Below are 11,786 nucleotides of genomic sequence, written 5' to 3' on the forward strand. Positions count from 1 at the left end.
CTGCGGGGTGCCGCCCCGAGGGGCTACGGTCTGGGCATGGCCGCCGCACCACGAGTCCTCGCCATCGTCCTCGCCGGGGGCGAGGGCAAGCGCCTCATGCCGCTGACCGCCTCGCGGGCCAAGCCCGCGGTGCCGTTCGGGGGCATCTACCGACTGGTGGACTTCGCGCTGTCCAACCTCGTGAACTCGCACTACCTGCACATCATCGTGCTCACGCAGTACAAGTCCCACAGCCTCGACCGCCACATCACCAAGACGTGGCGCATGTCGTCGCTCCTGGGCAACTACGTGGCCCCGGTGCCCGCGCAGCAGCGCGTCGGCAAGCACTGGTACCTCGGCAGCGCCGACGCGATCTACCAGTGCCTCAACATCATCGACGACGAGCGGCCGGACATCGTCGTCGTGGTCGGTGCCGACCACGTGTACCGCATGGACTTCTCCCAGATGGTCGACGCGCACGTCGAGTCCGGCGCGCAGCTCACCGTCGCGGGCATCCGGCAGCCGATCTCCATGGCGGACCAGTTCGGCGTCATCGAGACGGACCCGAAGGACCCGACGAAGATCGCGGCGTTTCGCGAGAAGCCCAAGGACCCGGTCGGGCTCGCCGACTCGCCCGACGAGGTGCTCGCGTCGATGGGCAACTACGTCATCGACACGGACGCGCTCATCGACGCCGTGACGTCGGACGCCGCGAACGCGGACTCGCGCCACGACATGGGCGGCGACATCGTGCCCGCGTTCGTCGAGAAGGGCACGGCCGCGGTCTACGACTTCATCCGCAACGACGTCCCGGGCTCGACGGACCGCGACCGCGACTACTGGCGCGACGTGGGGACGATCGACTCGTACTACGACGCGAACAAGGACCTCATCGCGGTCACGCCGGTCTTCAACCTCTACAACGAGGAGTGGCCGCTGCACACGGGCTACACGGGCCTGCCGCCCGCGAAGTTCGTGCACGCGGGCCGCGGGCGCCTCGGGCACGCCGCGGACTCGATCGTCTCCCCCGGCGTGATCATCTCGGGCGCGACGGCGGTCGGCTCGGTCCTCTCGCCCGGCACCTACCTGCACTCGTGGTCGTCCGTGTCGGACTCCGTGCTCATGGACGGGGTGCAGGTGCACCGCCACGCGCAGGTCCACCGCGCGATCATCGACAAGAACGTCGTCGTGGGCGAGCAGGCGCGCATCGGGCTCGACCCCGAGCAGGACCGTGCCCGCGGGTTCACGGTCACCGAGTCCGGCATCACGGTCGTCCCCAAGGGGACGGTCGTCGAGTGACGCACTCCCCCGCCGGCGTCGTGCCCGACGCCGCCCGCGCCGCGCTGCCCGTCGACGCGCCTGGCGAGGTGCCCACCCCGAGCACCGACGAGACCGACACCGCGAGGAGCCCCCGCGTGACCCCCGACCCTACGAGCGGCCCCGTCCGGCTCCTCGTCATGGACGTGGACTCGACGCTCATCGAGCAGGAGGTCATCGAGCTCCTCGCCGACCATGCGGGCACGCGCGCGGAGGTCACCGAGGTGACCGAGCGCGCGATGCGCGGCGAGATCGACTTCGGCGCCTCGCTGCGCGAGCGCGTCGCGACCCTCGCCGGCGTTCCCGTCGAGGCGTTCGCCGACGTCCGGGCCCGCGCGACGTTCACGCCGGGCGTGCGCGAGCTCGTCGCCGAGGCGCACCGCCGCGGATGGGAGGTCGGTCTCGTCTCGGGCGGCTTCGAGGAGATCGTCGCCGACCTCGCGGCCGAGCTGGGGATCACCCGCTTCCGCGCGAACCGGCTCGAGGTCGCCGACGGCCGGCTGACCGGTCGCACGACCGGCCCGGTCGTGGACCGCGCCGCGAAGGAGGTCGCGCTGCGCGAGTTCGCGGCCGAGCTCGGCCTGCCGATGAGCGCGACGATCGCCGTGGGCGACGGCGCGAACGACCTCGACATGATCGGCGCCGCGGGCATCGGCGTCGCGTTCGCCGCGAAGCCGGTCGTGCGCGCGCAGGCGCCCTACGGCGTCGACGGCCCGCGCATCGACGCCGTGCTCGACGTCGTCGACCGGGTGGACGCCGCGCGCTGAGCCGCGCTCAGCACGCGGGAGAGCCCTGGTCCGCGCGGACCAGGGCTCTCCCGCGTCACGAGCGGGACGCGGACGTCAGGACGGGCGACCCACGTAGGTGAGGAGGGCGCCGCGGGGCACCCAGGCGTCCCAGGCCGTCGCGGACTCCAGGACGGAGTAGGTCGCGGTCGGCACGCCGACGCGCACCTGGGCGAGCGCCCCGCCGTCGGAGGCAGGGTCGGCCAGGTGCGAAGCCGTCGCCGCCATCGTGGGCTCGTGCCCCACGACGAGCAGCGTGCGCACGCGCGAGTCCGTCGACCGGACGAGGTCCAGCACGTCGGTCACGTCGGCGGCGTAGAGGTCGTCGCTCACGACGACGTCGGGGTCGACGTCGCCCAGGTGCGCGGACAGCAGCTCCCAGGTCTGCCGCGTGCGGAGCGCCGACGAGCACAGCACGCGCTCGGGGACGAGCCCGGTGTCGCGCAGCGCGCCGCCGACGCGGACCGCCTGCCGCCGCCCGTTCAGGGCGAGGGGGCGCAGCACGTCGTCGACGCTCCCGCCGCCCGGCTCCGCCTTCGCGTGGCGCAGGAGGACGAGACGGCGCACTCCGCCGTCGGTGGTCTCCGCGCCCATGCGCTCCTCCTGAGTCACTGCCCCATGGCGTGCACGCCGCCGTCGACGTGCACGATCTCACCGGTGGTCGCCGGGAACCAGTCGGAGAGGAGCGCGACGACCGCGCGCGCGGCGGGCTCCGCCGTCGTCTGGTCCCAGCCGAGAGGCGCCCGCCGGGGCCAGCCGTCCTCCATCTGCTCGAAGCCGGGGATGGACTTGGCGGCCGTCGTGCGGATCGGGCCCGCGGAGACGAGGTTGGCACGGATACCGTCCGGGCCGAGGTCACGCGCGAGGTAGCGGTTCGCGGACTCGAGGCCCGCCTTCGCGACGCCCATCCAGTCGTACACGGGCCAGGCGAACTGCGCGTCGAACGTGAGGCCCACCACGGCTCCGCCGTCGGTCATGAGCGGCTTCGCGGCGACCGCGAGCGACTTGTAGGAGAACGTCGAGACCTGGAGCGCCGTGGCCACGTCCTCCCAGGTGCCGGAGAGGAAGTTGCCGCCCATCACGCTCTGCGGGGCGAAGCCGATCGAGTGCACGACGCCGTCGAGGCGGTCGGTGTGCTCGCGCACCGCGTCGGCGAGGCCGTCCAGGTCCGCCTGGTCGGTGACGTCGAGCTGCACGACGGGCGCCTCGACGGGCAGGCGCTTGGCGAAGGCCTGCGTGAGCTTCATCTGGCGGCCGAACGAGGAGAGCACGACCTCGGCCCCCTCCTCCTGCGCGAGACGCGCCGCGTGGAACGCGATCGAGGAGTCGGTGAGCACTCCGGTTATCAGGAGCTTCTTGCCGTCGAGCAGACCCATCGGTTTCCTTCCGTCGTGCACCCGCCGTGCGGGCGCGCTGAGGCTGAGCGTACTGAAAGAGAGGGGGCGCGGGCGCGCCGGTGACCGCCGTCGTGACCGGTCCCACGGGTGGGGCCGGTCACGGTCGGGTCAGTGGCCCATGCCGAGGCCGCCGTCCACGGGGATGACGGCCCCGGAGACGTACGCGGCGTCGTCGGACGCGAGGAACTGCACGACCCCGGCGACCTCGTCGGCCTGGGCGAAGCGCCCCGCGGGGATCGCGGCCTTGTACGCGGACTGTCGCTCCTCGGGGAGCTCGGCGGTCATCGCGGTGTCGATGAACCCGGGCGCCACGACGTTCGCCGTGATGTTGCGCGACCCGAGCTCGCGCGTGATCGAGCGCGCCATGCCGACGAGCGCGGCCTTGGAGGACGCGTAGTTGACCTGCCCGGCGCCGCCGTAGAGGCCGATCACGGACGACACGAGCACGATGCGGCCACGGCGCAGGCGGATCATGCCCTTGCTCACACGACGCACGCAGCGGAACGTGCCGGTGAGGTTGACGTCGATCACGGACTCGAAGTCCTCGTCGGTCATGCGCAGCAGGAGCTGGTCGTGCGTGACGCCCGCGTTCGCGACGAGCACCTCGACCGGCCCGAGCTCGTTCTCGATCTCGGTGAACGCGGCGTCCACGGCCGCGGTGTCGGTGATGTCCGCCACGGCGCCGAAGACGCCCTCGGGCAGGTCGCCGCCACGGTAGACGGTCGCGACGCGGTCGCCGTTCGCCACGAACCGCTCGGCGATCGCGCGGCCGATCCCCCGGTTCGCGCCGGTGACGACGACGGTGCGCGGGGCGGGTGCGGTGGCTTCGGACACGGTGCGGCTCCTCGGGACGGTCGGGTGGGTCGGCGGCCGGGGACGGGTCCCGCACGGCCGGTACCGGGTGGGCCTGGCGCGGGCTCGTGACCGGCCCGCGCGAACGCGCCGCACCGACCGTACCGTGCGCCGAGGCCGTCGTGCGCGGTACGGCACGGTCACAGCGCTCCCCCACACTTTGTGGGGTCCCGACAAACGTAGACTGGCCGTGTGAGCACACGACGCACGGCCCGGAGGTCGGCCGAGGCGGTCCCGAGCATCACGTCCGCCCCGGAGCCGCTGGCCGCCGACCAGGCGCGGCGTGAGCGCAAGTACCTCATCCAGATGGGGATCCGCATCGCCTGCTTCGTGGCCGCGATCCTCGTCGCCCCGAGCTGGCTGACCTGGGTGTTCGCCGCCGCGGCGATCGTCCTGCCGTACAGCGCGGTGCTCATCGCCAACGCCGGGCGCGACCAGGCCCACTACGACACCTCGCCGATGGAGCACCGCGCGCTGCCCGCCGCCGGGGTGCCGGGATCCCACGGGATCGCCGGCGGAGAGTCGCCCGACCCGCAGGACCACGAGGAGGACAACCGGTGACCGACGTCCTGGGCCTCGCCGACCCCGTCGGCGAGGAGGATCTGGTGTGCAGCGCCAAGGGCTGCCGCGAGGAGGCCGTGTGGGGCCTGCTGTGGAACAACCCCAAGATCCACACGCCCGAGCGGCGCAAGGTCTGGCTCGCGTGCGACGCGCACCGCGAGCACCTGGAGACGTTCCTCGGCGCCCGCTCGTTCTGGCGCTCGACCGTGCCCGTCGACGAGCTCGAGCGCCGGGCGGCCCCGTGACGCAGTCCGTACCGTCGAGCCCGGCGCCGGGCGCCCCGGCAGGCCCGACGCCGGAGCGCGCCACCGCGGACGCCCACCAGCCGCGCACGGCGCGGCAGTGGGTCACCCTCGCGGTCGGGGTCCTCGTGCTCGTCGCGCTGTGCCTCGTGGCGGGACGCTGGCAGTGGAACCGGTACGTCGCGCGCGAGGCGGAGATCGAGCGCATCGAGACGAACTACGCGTCGGAGCCCGTCCCTGTCGACGCGGTCCTGGACGGTCCCGGTGCCACGCTGGACGAGGCGGACCTGTGGCGCCCCGTGACGCTCGACGGTCGCTACGAGACCGACGCGACCGTCCTCCTGCGCAACCGGCCGGTCGGCGGGAGTCCCGGCTTCCACGTGCTCGTCCCGTTCGTGACGAACCCCACGCCGTCCGCGCCCGACGGGCTCGTCGTGGTCGTCGACCGCGGGTTCGTCCCGCTCGGCACCGACGCCGTCACGCCGGGCGACGTGCCGGCGCCGCCGGAGGGCGAGGTCGAGGCGACCGTGACGCTGCGGGGCGACGAGCCGCCGTCGGGCCGGGATGCGCCCGACGGGCAGGTCCAGGCGATCTCCACCGACCAGGTGCTCGCCGCGGGCCCCGACGGCGCCGCGTGGGCCGAGGGCCGGACCGTCGGCGCGTACGGGCAGCTCCGCACGGAGGTTCCGCCGGCCGACGAGACGCTCGAGGCCCTGCCCAAGCCCGACACCGACCCCGGCTCGCACCTGTCGTACGCGTTCCAGTGGGCGGTGTTCGCGATCGGCGCGGTCGCCGGCTTCTGGCTCCTGGTCCGCCGCGACCGGCGCGACGCGCGCGGCGAGGAGACCACGCTCACGGCGGGTGACCTGCTCGCCGCCCAGGACCCGGATGCCGCCCGGGCGCGTCGCGAGCCGCGGTCCCGCCGCCCGAGCGCCGAGGACGAGGAGGACGCCCTCATCGACGCCCAGCTGGGCTCGCACCCCGGGCCGCCGACCGGTCGGGCCGACGAGACGAGCTCCGAGCGCGACCTGCAGCGCGAGCGCCCGCCACTGCGGTAGTCGTGCTCACGCGCCGCGAGGGCCGCGGGTCCACCGAACGGTGGAGGCGCGCGTCAACCCGGGTAGTGCCGCAACGGTCGATGTAGCCCGGTGCCCGGCGACCGTAGCGTCGCAGCATGACCGCTCTGGAAGTCCGCAACCTGCACAAACGCTACGGGCATCGCGTCGCCGTCGACGACGTGTCGCTGACCGTCGAGGACGGCGAGATCTTCGGCATCATCGGGCCGAACGGCGCCGGGAAGACGACGACCGTGGAGTGCGTCGCCGGCCTGCGCACGCCCGACTCCGGGTCCATCTCGGTGCTGGGTCTCGACCCGGCCACGGACCGCGCCGAGGTGCGGGAGCGGCTGGGCGTGCAGCTCCAGGAGAGCAGCTTCCCCGACGCGATCACGGTCGCCGAGGCGCTCGACCTCTACGGGTCCTTCTACCGGGACCCCGTCGACTGGCGCGAGCTCGTGGAGCTGCTCGACCTCACCGAGAAGCGCGACACCCGGTACAAGGCCCTCTCCGGCGGGCAGAAGCAGCGGTTGTCGATCGCGCTCGCGCTCGTCGGCGGGCCGAAGGTCGCGATCCTCGACGAGCTCACGACCGGGCTGGACCCGCAGGCGAGGCGCGACACCTGGAGCCTCGTCGAGCGCGTCCGGGACACGGGCGTCACGATCGTCCTCGTCACGCACTTCATGGACGAGGCCGAGCGCCTCAGCGACCGGATCGCCGTCGTGAGCGGCGGCCGGGTCGCGGCGGTGGACACGCCCGCGGGCCTCATCGCGCAGGCGAACGCGGCGCAGCAGGTCCGGTTCCGCGTGAGCCAGCCGCTGGACAGGAGCGTCCTGACCGGGCTTCCCGACGTGACTGACGTCGAGAACACCGCGGACCGCTGGCGGGTCACGGGCCGCGGGCAGCTCCTGAGCAGCGTCGCCGGGGCTCTCGCCCGGGCGCACGTCGTGGGGGAGGACCTGCGCGTCGACCAGCGCACTCTCGACGACGCGTTCGTCGCCCTGACGGGGCGACCCCCGGGGTCCGGGGACGCCTCCGCGCGGAGGGCCGGCTGATGCCCGCGCTCCGGAAGCTGGTCCGGGTCGAGACGAGGCTCTTCCTCCGGGATACCACGACCGTCGTCTTCGGCGTGCTGTTCCCGACAGCGCTCCTGCTCGGCCTCGGCACCATCCCGGCGCTCAGGGAACCGACGCCGGAGACCGGCGGCCTCCGGCCCATCGACGTCTGGGCGCCGACCGCGCTGGTGTTCGGGATGGTGATGATCGCGGTGCAGCACGTCCCGGCGGTCATCGCGACGTACCGGGAGCGCGGCATCCTGCGCCGGCTGTCGACCACCCCGGCGCACCCGCGGAGCGTCCTGCTCGCGCAGGTGATCGTCGCGTTCGCCTCCGTGGTGGCCTCCGCGGCGCTCCTGGTCCTCGCCGCGTGGGCGGTGCTGGGCATCGCGCCGCCGGAACGACCGCTGGAGTTCGTCGTCGCGTTCGTGGTCGGCTACGCGGCGCTGCTCGGGCTCGGGCTGGTCTCCGCCGCGGTGGTCCGCACGAGCAGCGCGGCGAACCAGGTCGGCACCCTCTTGTTCGTCGCGCTGATGTTCTTCGGCGGGGCGTTCCTGCCTCGCGTCCTCATGCCCGACCTGCTGCGCGCGGTCGGCGACGTGGTCCCACCGGGGCTGCAGGCCCTGACCACGGCGTGGTCCGCCGACGCGGGCGCGCTCACGGCCACTGCCGGTGGCCAGCCGTTCTGGCTGCAGATGGCCATAATGGCGGGCATCGCGCTGGTCGCGGGCGCGGTCGCCGCGAAGCTCTTCCGCTGGGAGTAAGTCCAGGAGCCGGACCGGAACAGGAGTCGACGATGCAGGACGCCAGGGCCGTCGAGCGCCCGACCTCCGGGGCGCGCGGACCCGCCGTCGCCGACGGTGCGCCGACGCCGGGCGCCACGACGCGGGCCTGGAAGGCGGACCAGCTCCGGGTCTGGGACCTCCTGCAGCTGTTCACCCCGTGGCTGCTCCTGACGGTCTCGACCGCGATCTACTTCGCGGGGGTGCTCCCGGCCTCCGGCGAACGCTTCTGGCCCGAGGGCGCCTCGGTCCTCGGGCTGGTCGCAGTGTCGGCGCTGTGGGTGCTGTGCGGGCACACGCTTCCCCTGCGGAGGGGGACGCTGCGGCCCGTCCCGGCGGGCATCTACTTCGTCGGTCTGCTGGCGCTGTGCGTCACCCTCATGACCTACTCCGAGATCTTCCTGGTCTTCACCGTCGCGGGCTTCTTCCACGCGTACCTGCTCACGCCCTGGCCGCTCGGCGTGCTCGGCGTCCTCGTCACCTCCGTGGCCCTCAACGGCTCGGCGATGAGCGTGTGGGCCGACCCGACACCGGAGCGGCTCGCCGAGCTCGTGCTCGTCGTCGTCGTGCAGACGGCGGCGATCGGTGCGGGCATCCTGCTGGCGGCGCGCAGCGAGTCGGCGGAACGCAAGCGCGAGGAGCTGGTCGAGCGGCTCGAGGCCGCGCTGCACGAGAACGCCGGGCTCCATGCCCAGCTCGTCGTCCAGGCCCGGGAGTCCGGCGCCCAGGACGAGCGACAGCGCCTGGCCCGCGAGATCCACGACACCCTGGCGCAAGGCCTGGCGGGCATCATCACGCAGCTCCAGGCGGCGGAACGCTCCGCGCACGCGCCGGGCGAGACCGACGCCCACGTCGCGCGGGCGCTCCGGCTCGCGCGCAGCAGCCTGGCGGAGGCCCGACGGTCCGTGCAGGCGCTCGGACCCCAGGAGCTCGGGCGCGCGCACCTTCCCGACGCGCTGCGCACCCTGACCGAGCGCTGGTCGCACGACCACGACGTCCGCGCTCACGTCGAGATCACCGGGGTCCGGGAACCGCTGAGCCCGGCGATCGAGGTCTCGCTCTTCCGGGTCGTGCAGGAGTCCCTGACCAACGTGGCGAAGCACGCGGAGGCCTCGCGCGTCGGGGTCACGCTGTCGTACGCAGGCGCCGAGGTGCTGCTGGACGTGCGGGATGATGGGCGCGGGTTCGCCGCAGGGGTCGGCACCGGCTTCGGCCTGACGAGCATGCGCCAGCGGATCAGAGGGGTCGGCGGTCACCTCGAGGTGCAGAGCGCGCCCGGCGAGGGAACCTCCGTGAGCGCTCGCGTCCCGGCGATCGCCCCCGGGGGAACGACGGAGAAGGAGTAGACCGGCCGATGCTTCGACTCGTGATCGTCGACGACCACCCGATCGTGCGGGGCGGCCTCCGCGACACCTTCGCGGACGTCGAGGACATCGTCGTCGTCGGCGAGGCCGGCGACGGCGCCGAGGGGGTCGACCGCGCGCGGTCGCTCGCGGCGGACGTCGTGCTCATGGACCTGCGCATGCCCGGGACGGACGGGGTCGCGGCGACCGCGGCCCTGCGCGAGCAGGTCCCGCAAGCCCGGGTGCTGGTCCTGACCACCTTCGACGGTGAGAGCGACGTCCTCCCGGCGATCGAGGCGGGCGCGATCGGCTACCTCCTGAAGGACGCGCTGCCCGACGACCTGATCCGGGCCGTCCGTGCTGCCGGGCGCGGGGAGTCGGTGCTCGCGCCGTCGGTGACCCAGCACCTGATGGGACAGGTGCGCAGGCCCGGCGCCGGCACGCTGACCGACCGGGAGAAGCAGGTGCTCCAGCTCGTGGCGAACGGCTGCTCGAACCGCGAGGCCGCCGCCGCGCTGTTCATCGGCGAGGCGAGCATCAAGACCCACCTGCAGCACGTCTACGACAAGCTCGGCGTCCGTGACCGCGCCTCGGCGGTGGCCGAGGGCTACCGGCGGCGCATCCTCACCTGACGCCGCCCGGCCCGTCGCGCGTGGGCACGGCGTTCTTCTCCGGCGGACGCCTCAGGCGAGCGAGACGAGCTCCGCGTAGTCGTCGCTCCACAGGTCCTCGTCGCCGTCCGGCAGGAGCAGGACACGCTCCGGCTCGAGCGCCTCGACCGCGCCGTCGTCGTGGGTGACCATGACGACCGCGCCCTCGTACGTCTTCAGCGCCCCGAGGATCTCGGCGCGCGACGCGGGGTCGAGGTTGTTCGTCGGCTCGTCGAGGAGCAGCACGTTCGCAGCCGACACGACGAGCGTCGCGAGCGCGAGGCGCGTCTTCTCCCCGCCGGACAGCACGTTCGTCGGCTTCTCCGCGTCGTCTCCCGAGAACAGGAACGACCCGAGCACGGAGCGCACCTGGGTGTCGGTCAGGTCGGGCGCGGCGTGGCGCAGGTTCTCGACGACCGTCGCGTCCATGTCGAGCGTGTCGTGCTCCTGGGCGTAGTAGCCGATCTTCAGGCCGTGCCCGGGGTGGACCTCGCCGGTGTCCGGCTCCTCGACGCCACCGAGGATGCGCAGGAGCGTCGTCTTGCCCGCGCCGTTGAGGCCGAGGACGACGACGCGGCTGCCGCGGTCGATCGCGAGGTCGACGCCCGCGAAGACCTCCTGCGACCCGTACGCCTTGGACAGCCCGCTCGCGGTGAGGGGCGTGCGCCCGCACGGCGCGGGCTTGGGGAACCGCAGCTTGGCGACCTTGTCGCTCTGGCGCTCGCCCTCCAGCCCTGCGAGCATCTTCTCGGCGCGGCGCATCATCTGCTGCGCGGCCACGGCCTTGGTGGCCTTGGCGCGCATCTTCTCGCCCTGGGCGAGCAGCGCCCCGGCCTTCTTCTCCGCGTTCTGCCGCTCGCGACGACGGCGGCGCTCGTCCGACTCGCGCTGCGCGAGGTACGCGTCCCAGCCGAGGTTGTACTGGTCGAGCTCGCCGCGGTTCGCGTCGAGGTGGAACACCTTGTTCACGGTCGCGCGCAGCAGCTCGACGTCGTGGGAGATCACGACGAACCCGCCGCTGTACGACTTGAGGTAGTCGCGCAGCCAGATGATCGAGTCCGCGTCGAGGTGGTTCGTCGGCTCGTCGAGGAGCAGCGTCTCGACCCCGGAGAACAGGATGCGCGCGAGCTCGATGCGCCGGCGCTGACCACCGGACAGCGTGCTCAGCGGCTGGCCCAGGACGCGGTCGTCGAGGCCGAGGTTGCTCGTGATGCGGTGCGCCTCGCTCTCGGCGGCGTACCCGCCGGCGGCGAGGAAGCGCGCCTCGAGCTTCGGGTACCGCTCCATGGCGGCCTCGTGCGTCTCGACGTCGGCGCTCGCCATCGCGCCCTCGGTCTCCCGCATCTGGCGCACGATCTTGTCGAGGCTGCGGGCCGAGAGCACCCGGTCCATCGCGATGACGTCGAGGTCGCCCGTGCGCGGGTCCTGCGGCAGGTAGCCGATGTCGTTGCCGCGCGTGATCTTCCCCGCCGTCGGCTGGGTCTCCCCCGCGAGCGTCTTGGTCAGGGTCGTCTTGCCGGCGCCGTTGCGCCCGACGAGACCGATCCGGTCGCCCGAGGCGATCTGGAAGGTCGCCTCGTGCAGCAGGACGCGGGCGCCGACGCGCAGCTCGACGCCGTGAGCGGTGATCACGGGAGGGTCCTCTCGGGTGGTGCGGGTGCCCGACGACGGCCCTCGCCCGGCCGGTCGGCCGGCGGCTCGTCGTGGGGCCGGGTGCGTGCGCCCCGGCATCCGGGCCTCGTCGATTCTACGGGGGCCCGGCGTCGCG

The 11,786-nt window shown here is 73.4% G+C and carries 13 protein-coding genes; 9 read left to right on the forward strand and 4 right to left on the reverse strand.

Annotation, left to right across the window (positions count from 1 at the left end):
* The first annotated feature begins 36 nt into the window (after positions 1-36).
* Both glgC and serB read left to right on the forward strand, forming a co-directional pair.
* Positions 37-1,278, forward strand: a complete 1,242-nt coding sequence (gene glgC / locus ACFVN3_RS07900; protein ID WP_047233139.1) for a glucose-1-phosphate adenylyltransferase — start codon at positions 37-39, stop codon at positions 1,276-1,278.
* A 116-nt stretch (positions 1,279-1,394) separates the two neighbouring features.
* The gene (gene serB / locus ACFVN3_RS07905; protein WP_378232358.1) at positions 1,395-2,063 is read left to right on the forward strand and encodes a phosphoserine phosphatase SerB; all 669 of its coding nucleotides are present in this window, start codon (positions 1,395-1,397) and stop codon (positions 2,061-2,063) included.
* A gap of 75 nt (positions 2,064-2,138) precedes the next feature.
* On the opposite strand, the gene ACFVN3_RS07910 is transcribed toward serB, so the two are convergent.
* From ACFVN3_RS07910 to fabG, 3 genes are all read right to left on the reverse strand, one after another.
* Positions 2,139-2,675 (reverse strand): SixA phosphatase family protein, encoded by a 537-nt coding sequence (locus ACFVN3_RS07910; RefSeq protein ID WP_378232219.1) that lies wholly within the window; start codon positions 2,673-2,675, stop codon positions 2,139-2,141.
* Positions 2,676-2,689: 14 nt separating this feature from the next.
* Positions 2,690-3,457 carry an enoyl-ACP reductase FabI gene (fabI, locus tag ACFVN3_RS07915; protein WP_378232220.1) on the reverse strand — a complete coding sequence of 256 codons (768 nt, stop codon included), beginning with the start codon at positions 3,455-3,457 and terminating at the stop codon, positions 2,690-2,692.
* A 129-nt stretch (positions 3,458-3,586) separates the two neighbouring features.
* Positions 3,587-4,312, reverse strand: a complete 726-nt coding sequence (gene fabG, locus ACFVN3_RS07920) for a 3-oxoacyl-ACP reductase FabG (protein ID WP_378232221.1) — start codon at positions 4,310-4,312, stop codon at positions 3,587-3,589.
* A 210-nt stretch (positions 4,313-4,522) separates the two neighbouring features.
* Between fabG and ACFVN3_RS07925 the strand changes: the two genes are divergently transcribed.
* The 7 genes from ACFVN3_RS07925 (at position 4,523) to ACFVN3_RS07955 (ending at position 10,000) form a co-directional block, all read left to right on the forward strand.
* Positions 4,523-4,891: a DUF3099 domain-containing protein gene (locus ACFVN3_RS07925; protein WP_378232222.1), complete on the forward strand. Its 369-nt coding sequence runs from the start codon at positions 4,523-4,525 to the stop codon at positions 4,889-4,891.
* Entirely contained in the window at positions 4,888-5,136 is a 249-nt protein-coding gene (locus tag ACFVN3_RS07930; protein WP_378232223.1) for a hypothetical protein, read from the forward strand. Before ACFVN3_RS07925 ends, ACFVN3_RS07930 begins: the two co-directional genes overlap by 4 nt.
* A complete protein-coding gene (locus ACFVN3_RS07935; RefSeq protein ID WP_378232224.1) occupies positions 5,133-6,191 on the forward strand; it encodes an SURF1 family protein in 1,059 nt (352 codons plus the stop codon). The genes ACFVN3_RS07930 and ACFVN3_RS07935 overlap by 4 nt, the downstream gene beginning before the upstream one ends.
* Before the next feature lie 116 nt (positions 6,192-6,307).
* Positions 6,308-7,243: an ABC transporter ATP-binding protein gene (locus ACFVN3_RS07940; RefSeq protein WP_378232225.1), complete on the forward strand. Its 936-nt coding sequence runs from the start codon at positions 6,308-6,310 to the stop codon at positions 7,241-7,243.
* On the forward strand, positions 7,243-8,007 hold the full coding sequence (locus tag ACFVN3_RS07945) for an ABC transporter permease (protein WP_378232226.1): 765 nt from the start codon (positions 7,243-7,245) through the stop codon (positions 8,005-8,007). The genes ACFVN3_RS07940 and ACFVN3_RS07945 overlap by 1 nt, the downstream gene beginning before the upstream one ends.
* Positions 8,008-8,039: 32 nt before the next feature.
* Entirely contained in the window at positions 8,040-9,371 is a 1,332-nt protein-coding gene (locus ACFVN3_RS07950; RefSeq protein WP_378232227.1) for a sensor histidine kinase, read from the forward strand.
* 8 nt (positions 9,372-9,379) lie between these two features.
* Entirely contained in the window at positions 9,380-10,000 is a 621-nt protein-coding gene (locus ACFVN3_RS07955; RefSeq protein WP_378232228.1) for a response regulator, read from the forward strand.
* Between the two features lie 51 nt (positions 10,001-10,051).
* Here ACFVN3_RS07955 and ACFVN3_RS07960 read toward each other — a convergent pair whose 3' ends face one another.
* Positions 10,052-11,650, reverse strand: coding sequence for an ABC-F family ATP-binding cassette domain-containing protein (locus ACFVN3_RS07960; protein WP_378232229.1), 1,599 nt, complete (start codon positions 11,648-11,650; stop codon positions 10,052-10,054).
* Positions 11,651-11,786 lie beyond the last annotated feature (136 nt).

It is taken from the genome of Cellulosimicrobium sp. NPDC057862 (assembly GCF_042797035.1).
Taxonomy (GTDB): Bacteria; Actinomycetota; Actinomycetes; order Actinomycetales; family Cellulomonadaceae; genus Cellulosimicrobium.